Source organism: Photobacterium satsumensis, assembly GCF_050336935.1.
GTDB lineage: Bacteria > Pseudomonadota > Gammaproteobacteria > Enterobacterales > Vibrionaceae > Photobacterium > Photobacterium satsumensis.
Map to the genome: position 1 here is coordinate 217,819 of NZ_JAKJSK010000010.1, position 17,549 is coordinate 235,367.

The following is a 17,549-nucleotide window of genomic DNA, read 5'->3' on the forward strand; positions in this document are numbered from 1 at the left end:
TATTGATGGATAACTTTGCAGCTGCTGAAAAAGCGTTATCAGCAATGCTTAATAGTGTTGAAGCGAAAACTGTAAAAGTTGATACAAAAACCGGTGTTGTAACAAAAGAAGAACGTGTTGACTACCGTCAAGTGCTTATCGATTTTGCAGATGAGGTGCCTGGACGCCAAAAGGCCGTGATTAAACGTATGCCTTTGCACAAAATTAACAATCTTATTGCTGTTCTCCATGAGTTTAAAGATGAAGCCCGTCAGGTTCGAATGATGGAAATTCTGGCTCTGATGGAAAAAGACGGTGTTGAACCGGAAGAACTTGTTGGAAAAATCGAAGAATAAAACCGCTTTTTGAACTCTTATTTGTCGACATTAACTTGCGTTCATTTTGAATGTGCAGGGTTAATATAACGACGTCCTGAACATAGCGATGTTTAGGACATGTTCACTCTGATGTAACGAGAGTGAAACCGCAGAATACCTCTTTAATGTGTCGATTATTTAATTGGCACATTTTCTTTATGCCACATTCCCGCGGCTGTCCTCTGTATTAATGCCAGCAAATACATACACTCGTATCTGACCTTACAGGTAACAAAGTGTATTAGGGCTATTGCGAACCTGATAGTATGCTTATGTAGAAATAGACAATAAGCGAAAAGGTTAAATAGTGGATACGTTGGTAAATGCACACCAGCTTGGAAAAAGCTACGGTAAGTTCCGTGCTCTGATGGGTGTTAATTTTACAATTACACCTGGACAGGTGTTAGGCATCTTAGGGCATAACGGCGCAGGAAAGTCATCGCTTATTAAATGCCTACTCGGCGCGCATGAATATGAGGGCACATTGAGTGTTTTCGGTCTTGAACCAATGAAAGAACGGGTAGCGATTGTTCGTGACCTAGCTTACCTTTCTGATGTCGCCGTGCTTCCCGAATGGATGACAGTAAAACAAATTGTGAAATACAGTGCGGGAGTCCATCCCAATTTTAATCTTGAATTAGCCAAAAAGTATTTATCACAGACCGATATCCAGTTATCAACTAAAATTGGCCGCCTGTCAAAAGGTATGAAGGTACAGCTGCATTTGGCATTGGTAATGTCTGCCGATGTCCGCTTACTCATTTTGGATGAACCGACCCTTGGTTTGGACTTAATGTTTAGAGAACGTTTTTATAATCAGTTGGTCGAATGGCTCAAGCAGGGTGAGCGCTCGATGATTATTGCCAGTCATGAAGTTGATGAAGTCGCCCACCTTTTAACTGATATACTGATCTTGAAGAAAGGTAAAGCGGTGATGAGCGGTGCAGCTGATGCACTCCAAGGCCGTTTTCAAAAAGTTGTCGTTAGCGAAGAAAATAAGCGTCAAGCTGAAGCGGCAAGGCCCCTTTATATACAACAAGGGGTAAAAGAGTCGGTGTATATTTATGAAAATGTAAAAGTTGAAAAGCTGTCGGTGCTAGGGGAGGTCAGTGAGCCTTCTCTTTCTGAGGTGTTCATTGCCTTACAGCAGGAGGAAGCATGAAAGCGTGGTTAACGTTGCTCGAGAAAGAGCTGATTGAGTATCGTATTGTGATTCGCCTACCGCTTCTTTTGTTGGCCTTTGCCATTGTCAATTTTATCTTTGTAATGAAAGGGGACAATGTTTCTTTTTCAATGCAGTCTACTGGTCAGGGTGTTATTGATTGGGGGATTGCACAAGGAACATTTGCCGGTTTAGTCGGTAAGCTCAATGAGGTGGTTGCCGGAATTGTATACCTCGTATTGTTTTTTATCTATGTGCCTAAAACGTTACGTAAAGAGAAACAAGAGGGGAGCTTGTTATTCTGGCGCTCAATGCCAGTCTCGGATTATCAAGCCATCGCCGTTAAATTAATTTTTGCACTCGTTGTCATTCCGTTGATTGCTGCAGCCTTAATGATGGCGGCTGATTTTATGGTTTGGATAATGGCGACCTTATGGCTGCCCCAAGATATGATGTTGAGCTGGGGGATCTCTGTGGCGAACCTAGTCGGTCATTGGTTTGAATTTCTTGGCCGTTTAACTTTGATGAGTATTGCTCTTTTCCCTATTGGTGCGGGGCTTATGGCTTTATCGCAGTTGACAAGATACCCATTGCTTGCCGCGATTCTGACGGTGATCTTGTTTAAAATTGCAATGTTTCAGGCGACAGGATCGAGCGAAGCTGGCGCGGTATTGTCAGAAATCTATGGTCTGCCATTTTCTATTTTGACGGGTTCGTCAGCATATGCGGTATTTTCTGAGTTCGGTTTTGTTTCTCATCTCGTCATGCTCGGTGTGGGTGTTGGTTTGTACTTGATGAGTAGCTGGCTCAGGGGGCGTGATGATAAGTTGCGTATGATGTAGCCTCAGGAAGTAACATATCAAAAACCACGCATAAAAAAACGGAGAATGTCATCATTCTCCGTTTTTTAGATTTAAAGCGGGCTAACTAAGCCGCTACAACCGTGTTTAGGTATTCAACCTCACGCTTGTATTTACGCACGTTGCGTGAAAGTGTACCTTTTGGTACGTCGAAGCGCTTTTCAGCTTCATAGCTAGAAAGACCTTCGAAGATTACAGCCTCAACGGCAATGCGCTGATTGTCAGATTTAAAAATCCGCTGTGCGATAATTTTATATTGTGAACGGTTCATGTGTTGTGTACTCGCTAGGCAAAAAACATTCCCCGAGGAAATCTCTAAGGAATAAAAGTTAGTTCTCATTTATGATTGATGAGATTACCAGCTGAACCCTAACAGAACCTTAATCGATTAAGCGTAATCCTGTTGGTAGTGCATCACCGAATACGCGCTTAGTTTCACTCTCTGTCAAGACCTTGACGGTCGATACCATTTCTATCCAACTTTCTGGCGCTTTGCTGGATTTTAGCTTCAAAATGACGTCATTTCGGTTATTTTCGTCAATATCCAAAGTTCGGTCTCCGGTCATTCTAGACATCATTACAGCGGCAAAAGCGATGTTTGGATCCTTGCGCCAGTCGAAGTCCATCAGCTCTGGTAAGCAGTATGCGACGTGTTGCGGTGTGAGCAAATTATGTGCACTTCCATAGAAAGGACTGCGCGTTGCAATACGACCGATTGCCCACCAGTGCGCCTGAGAATATTGTGTTTTTTGCAGTCGACCAAAGATCCACTCAATAAGTTGAAGTTTTTTGTCAAAAGGTAAGTTTTCTAAACTAGCGGCTAATCGCACCATATCTTCGTAGCTGCGTTCTTGCAGCTCCTTAGCGAGCTTGCTGTTGCGGCTTGCCGATGGATTGATGTATTTCGCAATGTCCTTGTAAATAACCAATTGTTGCTCTTGGCTCAGGCCTCCAGCAATACGGCGCCAGAACGTCCACCAGTCGCTCCAAGTTTGCGTGCTAGTGCTAGATTGAATACCGTGTTGGTAAAGCTGCCAGACTTGCTCCATACGCCATTCATCAGAAGGATAGCCAAAACCTGGGCGCATGGTGAACCCCGTCAGTTTTAGCCAGTTCCTTTCATGTAAATCAGAACGGCGACGGCGTTTCTTGCTATCGAGAAGCGCATTAGCCAGCTCCCTTAGACAAGGCGTTTCCCAGTTGTCGCGCTTACCAAGTGTTTTCTCAAGCTGGCTACGCAATGTTTTGATGGTTTTAGGATCATTGTTCTTAGTACTCCCACCGTAAGCCTGTTTTACAAGGGCGATGGCATCATCCATGCGAGCAGGCAGTGCTGATTCGGCAAGGGTTGAATTGCCACCCTCGCGGCTGAGTTTGGCCAAATCCTTACGGATAGCGAATTCGACTTTCCAGCGCTTATTGTCATCGTGGATGCTGACACACTCGAGCTGTAAGGTACCCACTTCCGTCAACTGGCAGGCGAGAGTGACTTCTTCACGGTCTTTCTGGTTGGCTGCAAGTTCAGCACGATCACGGTCACTGTCTAACGTGGCGATGAAAGGCGGTAGCGAAACAAAGCTCTCTTCATCAATGGTAAAGATCTCACCGGCTTGGGTGTGGCTATCATCAGTTGATGAAACCAGGTTAAAGCGCACTGGTTCACCGAGCGTAAGCGCGAACTTGCGATCTTTAAGGCGAATTTCGGTACTTTCATCAATCCCTTTTGGCAGCAGGCATAACCCTTGTTTTTCGCGCTTCTTATTCTCAAGTACTAAGAAGAACGAACGGGCGGAGCCTCCACCAATTTTAAGCTGCGCACCGTGACGGGCTTTAGCATAGGCGACCGCACCATAAGCGACAGCAAGATCGGGGTGAGGGTTATCTAGCTGGGTGACGTTGTCACCTTTCCAGTGAGAGAAGGTATCCAGCACTCGGTTAGATAACAGCGGGCTATTGAATACACCACCATTGAGCAATACAGCAACCGGAATCGCTGGTTGTTCAGCGGCAGGGGCTTGGGCTGTACCTTTAAGGGACTCTCGGCAGACAGAATCATGCAAGGCAATGAACTGGGCAAGGTGTTTGCTGATGGCCGGATCTGCAGCATAGGGTAAACCGAACTCGATAACTGCGGCTTGGCGATGGCTTGGCTGATCGCTAAAGTCGGTTTGAGGGAAGAAGCCGTCCAGTGCGATCTGGTGGACTTCATCACGCGTCATATCAATACTCTTAGCACCGCCAATCAAGCGAGAGCCACTGCCCAGCATGGTAACCTTAGCGGTATCAGGGGCGTTGCCCGATAACAGTTGCTCTTTGACTTTACGTGTTTGTTGGATGAGCTTAGACAGGCCAGAAGCACTTAATTTCTTACTGGCGCCATGCAGACGCTGTTCGGCAAGGTGGGCGAGGGCAAGGTCAATGTTGTCACCACCGAGCATAAGGTGATCACCCACACCAATCCGGTCTAGGGTGAGTTTGTCATCCTTGGTACCGACTTTAATTAAGCTCAAATCAGTGGTACCACCGCCCACATCGCAGACCATTAATAATGGAATATCTTTAAGTAGCTCTTCGGCTTGGTTTTTGTTTTTAGCATACCAGTCGTAGCAGACAGCCTGAGGTTCTTCGAGTAGGAGGATATCGCCAAAGCCAGCCAGTTTTGCAGCTTCCAACGTTAATGCTCGTGCCCCTTCATCGAAAGAGGCCGGTACGGTGATCACGACTTCCTGATTTTTCAGCTTGTCACTTGGATGGTGGTAGTCCCATGCTTGGCGTACATGGTTGAGGTAACTGGCACTGGCGATGACCGGTGAGACTTTCTCGACACTGCTGTTGGAAGACCAAGGGAGAATCGCTTCGGTTCTGTCGACACCGGTATGTGATAGCCAGCTTTTAGCACTGACAACTTGGCGGCCTTCAACCTTTGCTCCCATTTCTCTGGCAAGCTCACCGACAATAGCATGTTTTATATCGCCGTCGACGGGGTCGAGATCCCATGGCAATACCATTAACGATGGGTCAATCTCACCTGTGGCAGGGTGATAACGAAATGAAGGCAGAAGAGGTTTACGTGCGACCTCGCCAGGGGCGATAAGTTGGTCTATTTCAAAAATCTCGATTGGGCTCGATTCTAGGTTATCTGAAATCGGCGTGTAAGCGACAACCGTATGAGTTGTTCCGAGATCAATACCGACAAGGTAGCGAGGAGAAGTCATGCAATACTCCAGACGTGTTGTTTTAATACTTTTTAAGGTTTCTGATAGTATCCCAAAAGGACATTGAGTGCATTAATGAAGGCTTTATCTTTATGATCAAATCTTTGATTTCAATAATATATTGCTTTCTTATAGCCAAAAAAAACGGCGCCCCAAGGCACCGTTATTAGATAACAATATGTTATTAATCGCGAACGTCGAATTCGACTTGCCACTTTTGACCACCATCGGTCGGTGTGGCTTCAAGGCAGAGGGTACCTAGTTCGGTAACACGAGATGAAAGGCGAACTGGGACAATCTCGCCTGCTGTGCGGCCTTCAGAAACTGGTAGCGTAACTTGAATCGCTGGTAGTTCTTCCAGTTCTTCTGGCTGCCACCAATCAAGATGGGTACCCGCTGGGTCATCACGGCGTACCGTTGAGCCGAAGAACTTGAATTGTACCGGCTGGCCAATAACCAAGCCGAATTCGCGGCTTGGTACGTCAGCGTGAGTACCTTCTTCCATACCGAAAGGTGCAACACAAAGTGCTTCTAGTGGCGGTTCCATACCTGGGATAGCAGGCATGGCACTTTCGATGCCCACATAGTAGCTGCTAGCGATACCACCACGGATACGAACACCTTTACCCTTACGAACAGAGCCGTAGTAAGACGCACCGCTTGCAACCGCAAGATCAAGGTCAAGGCCTTCCAGCAGTTTTGCTTCCGGGCTATCAGCCGCTGTTAGCCAGCTGTTGATGATGGAAAGCAAACGTTCAGAAAGTAAATCTGACTTCAGTACACCACCGTTGAACAGGATAGCTGTAGGGCGGATAAAGCCTTCATGTAGCTGGTCATACTTTTCAAACAGTTCATCAACCGCAGAAGATTGACGGCTAAGGAAGCCTGCAACATGGCGTGAAACTGCGGCATCTTGGGCATACGGAAGACCCATTTGCGTCAGTGCGCCGCGCTGCATTTCTACTGGGTGCTGCTCGATAGTGTTGCGTGGGAAGAAACCTTCAACCAGCGTCTGCTGTACTTCTTCTTGGGTAAGCTCAGTTTGCAGCGTACCACCAAGCAGTTTTGAACCACGGCTAGGCACGACAATGGGTACGGCTTGAAGCTCTGCATCACTTAGTAAGGCTTCTTTGGCGTCACGACAAGCATGTGTGATCGCTTGGATTTGCCATGGCTGAAGTTGCTTGCCTTCTTGCGCCAGCTTCATCTTCAAGCGGTAGGCAAGGGCAAGATCCATATTATCGCCGCCAAGAAGGATATGATCCCCAACAGCAACGCGGTTTAGCGTTAGGTTACCTTCTTCTTCAGTCACTGCGACCAAAGATAAGTCAGTCGTACCACCGCCGATATCGACAACCAGAATAACGTCGCCGACAGAAACTTGATCGCGCCAAGTGTCGTCGTTGTTCTTTAGCCAGCTGTAAACAGCAGCCTGAGGCTCTTCAAGCAACGTCATGTGCTTGAAGCCGACTTCACGGGCTGCTTCTGCTGTTAAATCGCGCGCTGCTGGATCAAATGATGCAGGAACGGTAATAGTAACGTCCTGATCAAACAACGGTGTCTCTGGGTGTTGATGGTTCCATGCCTCGGCAAGGTGGGCAAGGTATTGGCGTGTCGCTTCAACCGGTGATACCTTCGCAACTTCTTCCGGGCTATTTAAAGGCAGGAAGGCATCACGACGGTTTACACCACCGTGGCATAGCCAACTTTTTGCACTGGCGATCAAGCGAATAGGGGTTTTGCTACCAAGACCACGGGCCATTGCACCGACAATCGCATTGGGTTGTGCTGACCACGGTAGTGCCGTATCACCTTCAGCTAGCTCTGATTCGTGAGCTTGGTACATGAAGGAGGGTAGCTGGCTTTTTTCTTCAACATTACCTGGTGTTGTTAACTGGGCAATTGGCATGACATTGACGCTAGCGTCTTCGTCTTGCAGGTCAACATAAGATAATACGCAGTGAGTGGTACCAAGGTCGATACCAACACTGTAACGGTGTTCTTGAATTTCTTGCATCACAGTTCTACCTCAGCGGCGGCAACAATATTCGCATCGTGACCTTCAGCCAGTTTTGGCAGTTTAATGTCAGTCACTTTCCAGCCGCGGTGGATTAGGGTTCCGGTAAATGGCGCTTCGCCAACAACATTACCTGTTAGGCGAACTTCAGAAGCATTGAAGCCTTTTGGTAATGTAATACGTGTTTCTTCTTCTTCGGCACGTACAGGGGCAAAGCTGAAGTATTCGGATAGTACTTTCTGGCCGCCTTCATGAATAACACGGGCAGCAGCACCGATTTCAGCATCGCTGAAACCTTTGAGATCTTCTTGCATGAAGTCGATAAATCGTGCCTCTTGCTGAAGCAGGGAAAGAAGCTGTAGCGCCGCATCTGGTGTCGATGTTTTAAGCTTAGGCTCAACTTCAACAATCTTTTCTACGATCTTTTCAACTTCAACAACTTTCTCGACCTCGACGATTTTCTCGACAGGTTTTTCAACCTCAACGATTTTCTCGACTTCTTTCTCAACAACTTTCTCGACTTCGACCGGTTTACCTTTTTTAGAGATATAAAGTACCAGCATGATGAGCACTAAACCGCCCAGCCAAGCATGTCCCATATCAATCGTTGTCGGCATCGCCGATAAGTCCACAGTTAATTCAGAAAAATCAAAAGCCATATGTCGTCTTCTCTATATGAGTGAGAGTTTAATCCACAAATTAAGGCGAATATTATCATAATCAAGGTGCATTACATCCAAGGGGGGGATTTTTTTGCCCTCTATTAAGCATTTAGCTGTCTTGTCGCTTAATTTAGCACCAATTAACATTGACATTACTCTGTCATTTAGCCTTTTAGAAAATGATACACTGTTTTAACCTGTTATTTTTAACAATCATAGCTTTCATTTTTAGCGCAAAATGTTTCATTCAGTGAGACTATTCATGAATTTCCTATTGTTTAGCAGCACGACAATGTGAAATCCTTTAGACTAGCGTCGAAACCAAAATCAATCCTAGGTGAGAAAATGTCTTCTGATTTTTATGGAACCAGTGCGGCGTATGCTCGACAAGAGCAGGGCTACCGAGAAAAAGCGCTGAAACTATACCCTTGGGTGTGTGGCCGCTGTACCCGTGAGTTTGTCTATTCAAACCTGCGTGAACTGACAGTACACCATGTCGATCATGATCATACCAACAACCCAGAAGATGGGAGTAATTGGGAGTTGCTCTGCTTGTTCTGCCATGACCATGAACATGAGAAATATACTGAACACGACAACCAAATGGGCAGCGTGGTGAAAGCGGGTGAGGATGATCACCAAGCCGCGACGTTTAATCCATTTGCTGATCTCAAAGCAATGATGAACAAGAAAAAGTAACCTGCTACAACTTGCTGTGATTATGGGTAATTCAGAACCGATTTTATTTCAGCAATATTTTCGGCGATCCACGCTTTGTTGATCGCCCCCCAGCTTTCTATTACATATTTCCCACTGCGATTGCGCTCACCTTTTGTTTGCATGAAGGTACACACAATATCAAGATCGGCCAGACTTTTGATAGTATCTTGAGCCGTTCGCCGTGGCATGCCTGTGTACTCAATAATACCTGGTACGGTTGCTACCCCTGAATCAATCAGGTGTGCGATATACATCCGTCGGTAAAAGCTTGATTTTGTTTTGCTGATAGTCATTCCATGACTCCTTTTCAAACAATTAGTTACCTATCACCCTAGCATTATACTTACCAAGGATATACCTGAGATTGCCTGTGCAGGTTATACGACGGGGTCTCATCAAGGGTTTTTAATCTCATCAAGTTATCAATTTCTCGGAAGCTAGCTAGAGTTATTAGTATCCATACTGATTGGAGTGACTGATGAGTGATGCTAACCGGCACCGTTCTGAGCTAAAGGCTTTTCTGTTTATTACCATTGTACTGTTTCCCATTCTTGCTGTTGCCGTTGTAGGCGGCTATGGGTTTTTTGTGTGGTTTTTACAGGTGGTAGCAGGCTAGTAAATAAGAATAAATCAATGGCCTGTGTGATTGTCTTTACCGTGAAGCAATAGTTGAGTGAGAAAACAATGAAATGTTCTCGGCGTAAGTTTATAAAAGCGCAGGCAGCGGCCAGCGCAGCGGCGGCGGCGGGTATATCGATACCCGTTGTGGCGAGTAATGTCGTTACCGATGCTTCGAAAACCCAGATCGCATGGGAGAAAGCACCCTGTCGATTTTGTGGGGTGGGTTGCTCGGTTAATGTTGGGGTGAAAGATAACAAGGTGGTGGCGACCCACGGTGATATTAAATCGCCGGTAAACCGTGGCCTTAACTGTGTGAAAGGGTATTTTCTTTCGAAGATTATGTACGGTGATGATCGCCTGACCCAGCCGTTGTTGAGAATGAAAGACGGTAAGTTTGATAAAGAGGGGGATTTCACCCCGATTAGCTGGGATCAAGCGTTCGATATCATGACGGAAAAGTGGAAAGCCGTACTCAAAGAGAAAGGGCCGGAAGCCATTGGTATGTTTGGATCAGGCCAGTGGACTATCTATGAAGGTTATGCCGCCGCCAAGTTGATGAAAGCCGGTTTCCGCTCAAACAATATTGATCCTAATGCCCGACATTGTATGGCATCTGCGGTAGTGGGTTTCATGCGTACCTTCGGTATCGATGAGCCGATGGGTTGCTATGATGATATTGAAGCTGCCGACGCTTTTGTTCTTTGGGGCTCTAATATGGCAGAAATGCACCCGATACTCTGGACAAGGGTAACGGACCGCAGGCTATCAAACCCTCATGTGAAAGTGTCAGTTCTCTCAACCTTTGAACATCGTAGTTTTGAGCTGGCTGATGTGCCTATCGTATTTGAACCTCAATCTGATCTCGCTATTCTCAACTTCATTGCCAACTACATCATTACCAACGAGAAAGTGAATCATAGCTTTATTGGTAAGCATGTGAACTTCCGTCGGGGCGCAACAGATATTGGTTACGGGCTACGGCCGGATAACCCGCTTCAGCAGCAGGCCAAAAACCCTGATAGCGGTGATTCTGAACCAATGACATTTGATGAGTTTAAAGAGTTTGTCTCAGAATATACGGTCGAAAAAGCCAGTGAGATGTCAGGTGTACCTGAACATAAACTCATCGAACTGGCTGAGCTGTATGCCGACCCTGATACCAAAGTAATGTCGTTCTGGACCATGGGCTTTAACCAGCATACCCGTGGGGTGTGGTGTAATAACTTGGTTTATAACATCCACTTGTTGACTGGGAAAATTTCAACACCGGGGAACAGTCCATTTTCATTGACCGGTCAACCTTCTGCGTGTGGTACAGCCCGAGAAGTCGGCACTTTCTCCCACCGCCTTCCAGCCGATATGGTTGTTAACAACCCTGAGCACCGGAAAATTGCAGAGAAAATATGGAAATTACCCGATGGCACCATTCCCGGAAAAGTGGGGGCACATGCCGTGCTGCAAAGTAGAATGCTCAAGGACGGCAAAATCAATGCCTACTGGATTCAGGTAAACAATAACCTGCAAGCGGCTGCCAATATCAACGAGGAAACGCTGCCTGGCTATCGAAATCCAGAAAACTTTATTGTTGTCTCTGATGCATACCCAACAGCGACGGCTCAGGCTGCTGATTTGATTTTACCTGCTGCAATGTGGGTAGAAAAAGAAGGGGGCTATGGTAATGCCGAGCGTCGAACTCAGTTGTGGCACAAAATGGTAGATGCTCCGGGAGAGGCGAAATCGGATCTATGGCAGCTTGTTGAGTTCTCAAAACGCTTCAAGACAGACGAAGTGTGGCCAAAAGAGCTGCTTGATGCCAATCCCGGCTATAAAGACAAAACCTTGTTTGACGTGTTATTTGCTAACGGTCAGGTTAACGAGTTCCCGTTGGAAGACATCACCGAAGGCCACAGTAACGACGAATCAACGGAGTATGGCTTCTACATCCAAAAAGGGTTGTTTGAAGAGTATGCCCAATTTGGACGCGGTCATGGACATGACTTAGCGCCGTTTGATGTATATCACGAGGTTCGCGGATTACGTTGGCCGGTTGTTGATGGCAAGGAAACCTTGTGGCGATTTAAGGAAGGTTCTGATCCTTACGCGAAGCCGGGAAGTGACTTTGATTTTTATGGCAAGCCCGATGGTCGTGCAGTGATTTTTGCTCTGCCTTACGAGCCACCGGCAGAAAGTCCTGATGAAGAGTATGACTTGTGGCTTTCAACGGGTCGAGTCTTGGAGCATTGGCATTCTGGCTCAATGACCCGCCGAGTACCTGAACTGCACAAGTCATACCCTAATGCGCAGGTGTTTATGCACCCTGAAGATGCGAAAGCACGCGGTATGCGGCGAGGTGATGCGGTGAAAGTGGTATCACGGCGCGGTGAAATTATTACCCGGGTGGAAACGCGAGGCAGGAACAAACCGCCAAAAGGGTTGGTGTATGTGCCGTGGTTCGATGCCAGCCAGCTGATCAACAAGGTTACCTTGGATGCCACCGACCCACTTTCTAAGCAAACAGACTTCAAGAAATGTGCTGTTAAAGTGGTAAAGGCATAGGAGTACAACCATGAATAAACTATTTGCTGTACTTTTATTGTTTTTTACCGGGTTGGTGATTGCGGCAACCGACGTCATCAAGGGGGATGAACTGGCCACCGCACGCCAGTTTGCCCTTAACAGCGAGCCAGAGCCGCCTCGCATGAATAAAACGATTAATGACGATCGGATCCCGAAGCGCAACTACCCAATGCAACCGCCGGTTATCCCGCATAAGATTGATAACTACCAAGTTGATTTGAATGCGAACAAATGTATGGCCTGCCACGCGCGTAGCCGGGTCGAAGAGACTCAGGCGAGAATGATCAGTGTCACGCACTATATGGATAGAGACGGTAACTTCCTTGCAGAATTGTCGCCACGGCGTTACTTCTGTGAGCAGTGTCATGTGGTACAAACCGATGCGAAGCCATTGGTTGGTACGTCATTTACCGATCTCGATACGCTGCTCGATCAAGAGAAGTAAGGGAGGAAGCGTATGTGGCAATGGTTAAAAAAATGGTGGACACTCATTCGTTCACCCGCACAGTATTTCAGCATAGGTTTTTTGACATTAGGTGGCTTTATCGCAGGGGTTATTTTCTGGGGGGCGTTTAATACCGGGATGGAGTTTACTAACTCAGAACCGTTCTGCGTTAGCTGCCATGAAGATAACGTCTATCAGGAGATCCAGGGTACGATCCACTTTAACAACCGTACCGGTGTGAGGGCTATTTGTTCAGACTGTCATGTTCCGCATAACTGGACTGACAAAATGGCCCGCAAGATGCAAGCTTCGAAGGAAGTATGGGCATGGGTAACTGGGGCGATATCTACCCCTGAAAAATTCGAAGCTCGACGCCTACATATGGCAGAGCGAGAGTGGACTCGCATGAAGAAAAGTGATTCGCTTGAGTGTCGAAACTGCCATGAGTTCAGTTATATGGACTTTACGCAGCAATCCCAGCGTGCATCAGTGCAGCACTCCAGTTCTCTAGCTGACGGTTCAAAAACCTGCATCGACTGTCACAAAGGGATTGCCCACCGGCTTCCTGATATGAAGGGGGTCGAGGGTTTTTAGAGTAAAAGTGATGCAAAATAGAGCTTAAGTTACATTAATCATACTAAGCGGCTTAAATTGACACATTTTGTTAAATGTTGATATTTAAGTCGTTTTTTTTGCTGATTAATCAATGAAAAAACATCGTTCATTTTCATTGGCTTATCACTACATTGTCATTTTCAATCGGTTGCAATCAATAAATTGTTAATGTAACACAATTTGGCTATGTTTTTGGGTAAGGTCAGCGTATGATTCAAGGACAATTTACGTTTTTTATTAGCCCGTAGATTTACTTAGAATTTACCTATTGCGATAATTATTTATGAGCAAATTTGCTGCACCTCGCTTCTCTTGGAAGCTACTAAGCCCACGTTATTGGCCAACCTTACTACTGATCTTGGTCATGTATTTATTGAGTTGTCTTCCTTACGTTATTCAGCGCCGTTTAGGGCAGGGTATTGGCCGTTTGGCTCTGGGTATAATGAAGAAACGCCGATTTACCATTGAGAGAAACCTTGACCTTTGCTTCCCTGAGATGACCGAAGACGATAAAAAACAAATCGTTAAGGAGAATATTGATAACTCAGGCTTGGCGTTGTTCGAAACGGGAATGGCATGGTTCTGGTCCGATGCTCGTGTGAAGCGCCATGTACGTATTGAGGGCATGGAGCATATTGAACAGCTTGAACAAGAAGGCAAAGGTGCCTTGTTTGTCGCAGTACACTCGCTGAACTTAGAATTGGGGGCGAGGGCGTTTGGGATCCATAAGTCCGGTATAGGGGTTTATCGACCAAACAATAATCCTTGCTTTGATTTTGTTCAGTACCGAGGACGCGCACGATCCAACCGAACATTAATCGACCGCAAAGACGTCAAAGGCATGTTGAAGGCGCTGAAGACTGGTGGTCGCGTATGGTATGCACCCGATCATGACTATGGTAAGCGACGCTCGACGTTTGCGCCTTTGTTTGCTGTTGAGCAGGCGTGTACCACGACGGGTACAAGCCTATTGGTTGATGGCAGCGGCTGTGAGGTGATGACATTTAGAATGGTTCGTGAATCGAATTCAGGCGATTATGTAATTACGATTGCACCTCTTCAGGAAGAGTTTCCACGTAAAGATCCTGAACGAGCCGCTGTGGTGATCAATAGAGCCGTAGAAAATGCCATCCTTGCTGCGCCTAGTCAGTATATGTGGCTGCACCGTCGTTTTAAAACCCGACCAGAAGGTGAGCCTTCGCTATATGCTAAAGAGGGATTTGAATTAAAGCCCCGTTCCGCTTAATGTCGAACGGTATTTAATCTCGCAGAGTATTGCTCATCTTACAAAACTACGGTGGTTTGATATAAACAAACCACCGTCCTGTCTTCTAATTAATACCATGCCTTCTTCCCCAATCCATTTTTTCGTTTAAATTTACAACGAGAATTGCTTCATCTACATCCATTTGCTTAATGCAAACTGAAAAATAATGGTACAAAACTTCAGCCTCTTGCATAGCTGATCTCCTCGCAATAGAATGCACTGTTCGATATATCTCCGTAAATAGTTCTCCCGTCAAGGGATGGCTCTCTCAGCTAATATCTGAATACGGAATAAAAATAATAAAGGGGTACCATAGGTTATGAGTAAATTTACTGCGCCTACGTTTACTAAATCGCTTTTGCATCCGCGATATTGGTTAACCCTACTGATGGTCGGTGTGATGTACCTTATCAGTTGGCTGCCATATTTTATCCAGTTTCGACTAGGGCAGGGGCTTGGTCGATTTGCTATGCGCATCATTAAAAAGCGCAGGCAAACCATAGCTCGAAATTTAGAGCTTTGCTTCCCTGATATGTCGCAGGAAGAACGCGATGAATTGATGAAAAAGAATATTGATAATACCGGTTTGGCGATGTTCGAAACCGGCATGGCTTGGTTCTGGCCTGATATTCGAGTTGAACGTCATGTTACTTACGAAGGCATGGAACATATTCATCAGCTTGAGGCCGAAGGCAAAGGGGTATTGCTTGTTGCTGTTCATTCGTTGAACCTTGAGCTTGGCGCTCGTGCATTTGGTATGAAAACGCCTGGTGTGGGTGTATATCGACCGAATAACAACCCCTGCTTTGATTATTTTCAGTTTACAGGTCGTATACGCTCTAATAAATATATGATTGACCGTAAAGACGTGAAAGGCATGCTACGCGCATTACGTAAGGGTGAGCGTGTATGGTATGCCCCTGATCATGATTATGGTAAGCGGCGTTCGACTTTCGCACCTTTGTTTGCGGTTGAAAAAGCGTGTACGACAACAGGCACCAGCTTGTTGGTTGATGCTTCAGATTGTGCGGTAGTGCCTTTTGCGATGGTTCGCAATACTGATTCAGGACGATATACACTTAAGGTCTTCCCACCGCTGAATGCGTTTCCTCATAACGATCCTGATGCTGCGGCTGCCTATGTCAATAAGGCCGTTGAACGCTCAATCATGGAAGCTCCGGATCAATATATGTGGTTGCATCGCCGTTTTAAAACTCGGCCGGAAGGTGAATCATCATTGTATGATTAAAAACCTCTCTCTAATTGATGATTAAAAAAGCTTCCCTGTGAAGCTTTTTTAATGCCTCTGGCAATATTCCACTTACGCTGCGGTAACCTCATTGTATTCTTTCTTTTGACTAACTTTGTACTTACGTTGTTCATCTCAATGTTGAACTTATAGTCAAGGACGCCTATGTTTTTGGGATATGTAAATATAAAAAGAGAGGGCAAGGATGGATTCAATCGCTAATTTTATCTCAGCCATAAACGGTTTTGTGTGGGGAGTACCAATGCTGGTACTTATCCTTGGGGTAGGTATCTACCTTACACTTGGCCTAAAGTTAATGCCGATTGTGAAAATTGGAGCAGGCTTCAAGTTACTCTGGACAGGAAGGATCCCAGAGAAAGAAGAGGAAGCAAAAGGGGAGATCAGCCCGTTTAACGCTTTGATGACCTCTCTGTCCGCAACGATCGGGACCGGTAATATTGCCGGTGTAGCGACCGCTATATTTTTAGGTGGGCCGGGTGCTTTGTTTTGGATGTGGTGTACTGCATTGGTTGGAATGGCAACCAAGTTTGCTGAAGCGGTATGCGCCGTAAAATATCGTGAAACAGATGCGAATGGTAACCATGTTGGTGGCCCGATGTACTATATCAAAAATGGCCTGAGCAGTAAGTGGGCGTGGCTCGGCACGGCATTTGCTATTTTTGGTTCATTAGCCGGGTTTGGCATTGGTAATACTGTACAGTCTAATTCTGTTGCTGCAGCGGTTGAGTCGAGTTTCGGGGTATCTCCTGTTATTTCCGGTTTAATAATGATGATATTAGTCGGATTAGTTCTCATGGGAGGGATCAAGCGTATTGCGGATGTTGCCGGTAAGTTAGTTCCATTAATGGCTGTTTTTTACATTGCTTCGGGATTGATTGTTCTCTTTATGAACATTTCCGATATCCCGGCTGCTTTTGGTTTAATTATTAGTAGTGCTTTTACGCCAGTGGCCGCACAAGGTGGCTTTGCCGGCGCCGCGGTGTGGGCTGCAATCCGCTTTGGTGTCGCCCGGGGTATTTTCTCGAATGAGGCAGGTCTGGGGAGTGCTCCAATCGCGCATGCTGCGGCTCAAACTAAAAACCCGGTAGCTCAAGGCTTAGTGGCTATGCTTGGTACGTTTATTGATACCATCGTCGTTTGTAGTATTACTGGGTTAGCAATTATCGTGTCAGGCAGTTGGCTTAGTGGTGAAACGGGAGCAGCGTTAACATCGGCTGCATTTGCCTCTGCATTACCAGGTATTGGTAATTATGTGGTTGCGATCGCATTGTCTATCTTTGCCTTTACAACAATATTAGGCTGGAGTTTTTACAGTGAAAAATGTGTCCAATATTTATTTGGTGTAAAGGCAATCATCCCTTTTCGAGTGTTGTGGATTATTGCGGTGCCGATTGGAGCAACCAGCTCTTTAGAGTTTATCTGGCTACTCGCAGATACACTCAATGCCATGATGGCGATCCCCAATTTGATTGCGCTCTTACTTTTAAGCCCTGTGGTTTTTAAATTGACGAAAGAATATTTTGCACTGCTCGCGAACGAAAAACTAAAAGGACCCGACTCAGAATAGGTATCGCCAAGCGGCGGCTAACATGGCCTTGATCATGTTAGCCGGCTTTTGGTAAACGGATATGGCAGTATGCTCCCGTCGACTTAGCCTTACACGAATTTACCTTGTTGGTAATCCTGAATGGCTTGCTCAATTTCCCCCATGCTGTTCATCACAAAGGGAGCATAGTGAACTGATCTGCTCCAGCCAGACTGG

The 17,549-nt window shown here is 46.1% G+C and carries 17 protein-coding genes and 1 pseudogene; 11 read left to right on the plus strand and 7 right to left on the minus strand.

The window, feature by feature from the left end; translation table 11 throughout:
* Window positions 1-5: 5 nt before the first annotated feature.
* The 3 genes from L4D79_RS20985 to L4D79_RS20995 all read left to right on the plus strand — a co-directional run bounded on the left by L4D79_RS20985 (window position 6) and on the right by L4D79_RS20995 (window position 2,360).
* Window positions 6-335: a hypothetical protein gene (locus tag L4D79_RS20985; RefSeq protein WP_428653993.1), complete on the plus strand. Its 330-nt coding sequence runs from the start codon at window positions 6-8 to the stop codon at window positions 333-335.
* A 328-nt stretch (window positions 336-663) separates the two neighbouring features.
* A complete protein-coding gene (locus L4D79_RS20990) occupies window positions 664-1,518 on the plus strand; it encodes an ABC transporter ATP-binding protein (protein WP_428653995.1) in 855 nt (284 codons plus the stop codon).
* On the plus strand, window positions 1,515-2,360 hold the full coding sequence (locus L4D79_RS20995) for an ABC transporter (protein ID WP_428653997.1): 846 nt from the start codon (window positions 1,515-1,517) through the stop codon (window positions 2,358-2,360). Before L4D79_RS20990 ends, L4D79_RS20995 begins: the two co-directional genes overlap by 4 nt.
* An 85-nt stretch (window positions 2,361-2,445) precedes the next feature.
* Here L4D79_RS20995 and L4D79_RS21000 read toward each other — a convergent pair whose 3' ends face one another.
* From L4D79_RS21000 to L4D79_RS21015, 4 genes are all read right to left on the minus strand, one after another.
* The gene (locus L4D79_RS21000; protein WP_428654000.1) at window positions 2,446-2,649 is read right to left on the minus strand and encodes a helix-turn-helix domain-containing protein; all 204 of its coding nucleotides are present in this window, start codon (window positions 2,647-2,649) and stop codon (window positions 2,446-2,448) included.
* 109 nt (window positions 2,650-2,758) lie between these two features.
* Window positions 2,759-5,593: an Hsp70 family protein gene (locus L4D79_RS21005; protein ID WP_428654002.1), complete on the minus strand. Its 2,835-nt coding sequence runs from the start codon at window positions 5,591-5,593 to the stop codon at window positions 2,759-2,761.
* A 184-nt stretch (window positions 5,594-5,777) separates the two neighbouring features.
* On the minus strand, window positions 5,778-7,610 hold the full coding sequence (locus L4D79_RS21010; protein WP_428654005.1) for an Hsp70 family protein: 1,833 nt from the start codon (window positions 7,608-7,610) through the stop codon (window positions 5,778-5,780).
* A complete protein-coding gene (locus L4D79_RS21015) occupies window positions 7,610-8,269 on the minus strand; it encodes a DUF2760 domain-containing protein (RefSeq protein ID WP_428654006.1) in 660 nt (219 codons plus the stop codon). Before L4D79_RS21015 ends, L4D79_RS21010 begins: the two co-directional genes overlap by 1 nt.
* 348 nt (window positions 8,270-8,617) lie before the next feature.
* Here L4D79_RS21015 and L4D79_RS21020 point away from each other — a divergent pair, with 348 nt between their 5' ends.
* Window positions 8,618-8,971 (plus strand): YajD family HNH nuclease, encoded by a 354-nt coding sequence (locus L4D79_RS21020; RefSeq protein WP_428654008.1) that lies wholly within the window; start codon window positions 8,618-8,620, stop codon window positions 8,969-8,971.
* A gap of 20 nt (window positions 8,972-8,991) precedes the next feature.
* Here L4D79_RS21020 and L4D79_RS21025 read toward each other — a convergent pair whose 3' ends face one another.
* Complete coding sequence (locus tag L4D79_RS21025) at window positions 8,992-9,285, minus strand: winged helix-turn-helix domain-containing protein (RefSeq protein ID WP_428654010.1); 294 nt, start codon at window positions 9,283-9,285, stop codon at window positions 8,992-8,994.
* A 185-nt stretch (window positions 9,286-9,470) separates the two neighbouring features.
* Here L4D79_RS21025 and L4D79_RS21030 point away from each other — a divergent pair, with 185 nt between their 5' ends.
* The 5 genes from L4D79_RS21030 to lpxL (L4D79_RS21050) all read left to right on the plus strand — a co-directional run bounded on the left by L4D79_RS21030 (window position 9,471) and on the right by lpxL (L4D79_RS21050) (window position 14,496).
* Entirely contained in the window at window positions 9,471-9,608 is a 138-nt protein-coding gene (locus tag L4D79_RS21030) for a periplasmic nitrate reductase, NapE protein (RefSeq protein ID WP_428654013.1), read from the plus strand.
* Window positions 9,609-9,676: 68 nt separating this feature from the next.
* A complete protein-coding gene (gene napA, locus L4D79_RS21035; protein WP_428654015.1) occupies window positions 9,677-12,169 on the plus strand; it encodes a nitrate reductase catalytic subunit NapA in 2,493 nt (830 codons plus the stop codon).
* Window positions 12,170-12,179: 10 nt separating this feature from the next.
* Complete coding sequence (locus L4D79_RS21040; protein WP_428654017.1) at window positions 12,180-12,635, plus strand: nitrate reductase cytochrome c-type subunit; 456 nt, start codon at window positions 12,180-12,182, stop codon at window positions 12,633-12,635.
* A 12-nt stretch (window positions 12,636-12,647) separates the two neighbouring features.
* Complete coding sequence (locus tag L4D79_RS21045; protein WP_428654019.1) at window positions 12,648-13,229, plus strand: NapC/NirT family cytochrome c; 582 nt, start codon at window positions 12,648-12,650, stop codon at window positions 13,227-13,229.
* A gap of 304 nt (window positions 13,230-13,533) precedes the next feature.
* Entirely contained in the window at window positions 13,534-14,496 is a 963-nt protein-coding gene (gene lpxL / locus L4D79_RS21050; RefSeq protein WP_428654021.1) for an LpxL/LpxP family Kdo(2)-lipid IV(A) lauroyl/palmitoleoyl acyltransferase, read from the plus strand.
* Window positions 14,497-14,581: 85 nt separating this feature from the next.
* Here the strand turns inward: lpxL (L4D79_RS21050) and L4D79_RS21055 are convergent, their stop codons facing one another.
* Window positions 14,582-14,710 carry a hypothetical protein gene (locus L4D79_RS21055; protein WP_428654023.1) on the minus strand — a complete coding sequence of 43 codons (129 nt, stop codon included), beginning with the start codon at window positions 14,708-14,710 and terminating at the stop codon, window positions 14,582-14,584.
* Window positions 14,711-14,836: 126 nt separating this feature from the next.
* Between L4D79_RS21055 and lpxL (L4D79_RS21060) the strand changes: the two genes are divergently transcribed.
* Window positions 14,837-15,766 (plus strand): LpxL/LpxP family Kdo(2)-lipid IV(A) lauroyl/palmitoleoyl acyltransferase, encoded by a 930-nt coding sequence (gene lpxL / locus L4D79_RS21060; RefSeq protein ID WP_428654025.1) that lies wholly within the window; start codon window positions 14,837-14,839, stop codon window positions 15,764-15,766.
* A gap of 205 nt (window positions 15,767-15,971) precedes the next feature.
* Window positions 15,972-17,354 carry an alanine/glycine:cation symporter family protein gene (locus tag L4D79_RS21065; RefSeq protein WP_428654027.1) on the plus strand — a complete coding sequence of 461 codons (1,383 nt, stop codon included), beginning with the start codon at window positions 15,972-15,974 and terminating at the stop codon, window positions 17,352-17,354.
* An 89-nt stretch (window positions 17,355-17,443) separates the two neighbouring features.
* Here the strand turns inward: L4D79_RS21065 and L4D79_RS21070 are convergent.
* Window positions 17,444-17,527, minus strand: a pseudogene (locus L4D79_RS21070) (pirin-like C-terminal cupin domain-containing protein); the annotation flags it as partial.
* Window positions 17,528-17,549: the final 22 nt, after the last annotated feature.

Bases quoted from the DNA above. Each gene is read 5' to 3' on its own strand.
- L4D79_RS21065 (WP_428654027.1), top strand. From the start codon at position 15,972: ATGGATTCAATCGCTAATTTTATCTCAGCCATAAACGGTTTTGTGTGG.
- L4D79_RS21055 (WP_428654023.1), bottom strand. From the start codon at position 14,710: ATGCAAGAGGCTGAAGTTTTGTACCATTATTTTTCAGTTTGCATTAAG.
- L4D79_RS21030 (WP_428654013.1), top strand. From the start codon at position 9,471: ATGAGTGATGCTAACCGGCACCGTTCTGAGCTAAAGGCTTTTCTGTTT.
- L4D79_RS21005 (WP_428654002.1), bottom strand. From the start codon at position 5,593: ATGACTTCTCCTCGCTACCTTGTCGGTATTGATCTCGGAACAACTCAT.
- L4D79_RS21010 (WP_428654005.1), bottom strand. From the start codon at position 7,610: ATGCAAGAAATTCAAGAACACCGTTACAGTGTTGGTATCGACCTTGGT.
- L4D79_RS21015 (WP_428654006.1), bottom strand. From the start codon at position 8,269: ATGGCTTTTGATTTTTCTGAATTAACTGTGGACTTATCGGCGATGCCG.
- L4D79_RS21025 (WP_428654010.1), bottom strand. From the start codon at position 9,285: ATGACTATCAGCAAAACAAAATCAAGCTTTTACCGACGGATGTATATC.
- L4D79_RS21040 (WP_428654017.1), top strand. From the start codon at position 12,180: ATGAATAAACTATTTGCTGTACTTTTATTGTTTTTTACCGGGTTGGTG.
- lpxL (WP_428654025.1), top strand. From the start codon at position 14,837: ATGAGTAAATTTACTGCGCCTACGTTTACTAAATCGCTTTTGCATCCG.
- L4D79_RS21020 (WP_428654008.1), top strand. From the start codon at position 8,618: ATGTCTTCTGATTTTTATGGAACCAGTGCGGCGTATGCTCGACAAGAG.
- L4D79_RS20995 (WP_428653997.1), top strand. From the start codon at position 1,515: ATGAAAGCGTGGTTAACGTTGCTCGAGAAAGAGCTGATTGAGTATCGT.
- L4D79_RS20985 (WP_428653993.1), top strand. From the start codon at position 6: ATGGATAACTTTGCAGCTGCTGAAAAAGCGTTATCAGCAATGCTTAAT.
- lpxL (WP_428654021.1), top strand. From the start codon at position 13,534: ATGAGCAAATTTGCTGCACCTCGCTTCTCTTGGAAGCTACTAAGCCCA.
- L4D79_RS21045 (WP_428654019.1), top strand. From the start codon at position 12,648: ATGTGGCAATGGTTAAAAAAATGGTGGACACTCATTCGTTCACCCGCA.
- L4D79_RS21000 (WP_428654000.1), bottom strand. From the start codon at position 2,649: ATGAACCGTTCACAATATAAAATTATCGCACAGCGGATTTTTAAATCT.
- napA (WP_428654015.1), top strand. From the start codon at position 9,677: ATGAAATGTTCTCGGCGTAAGTTTATAAAAGCGCAGGCAGCGGCCAGC.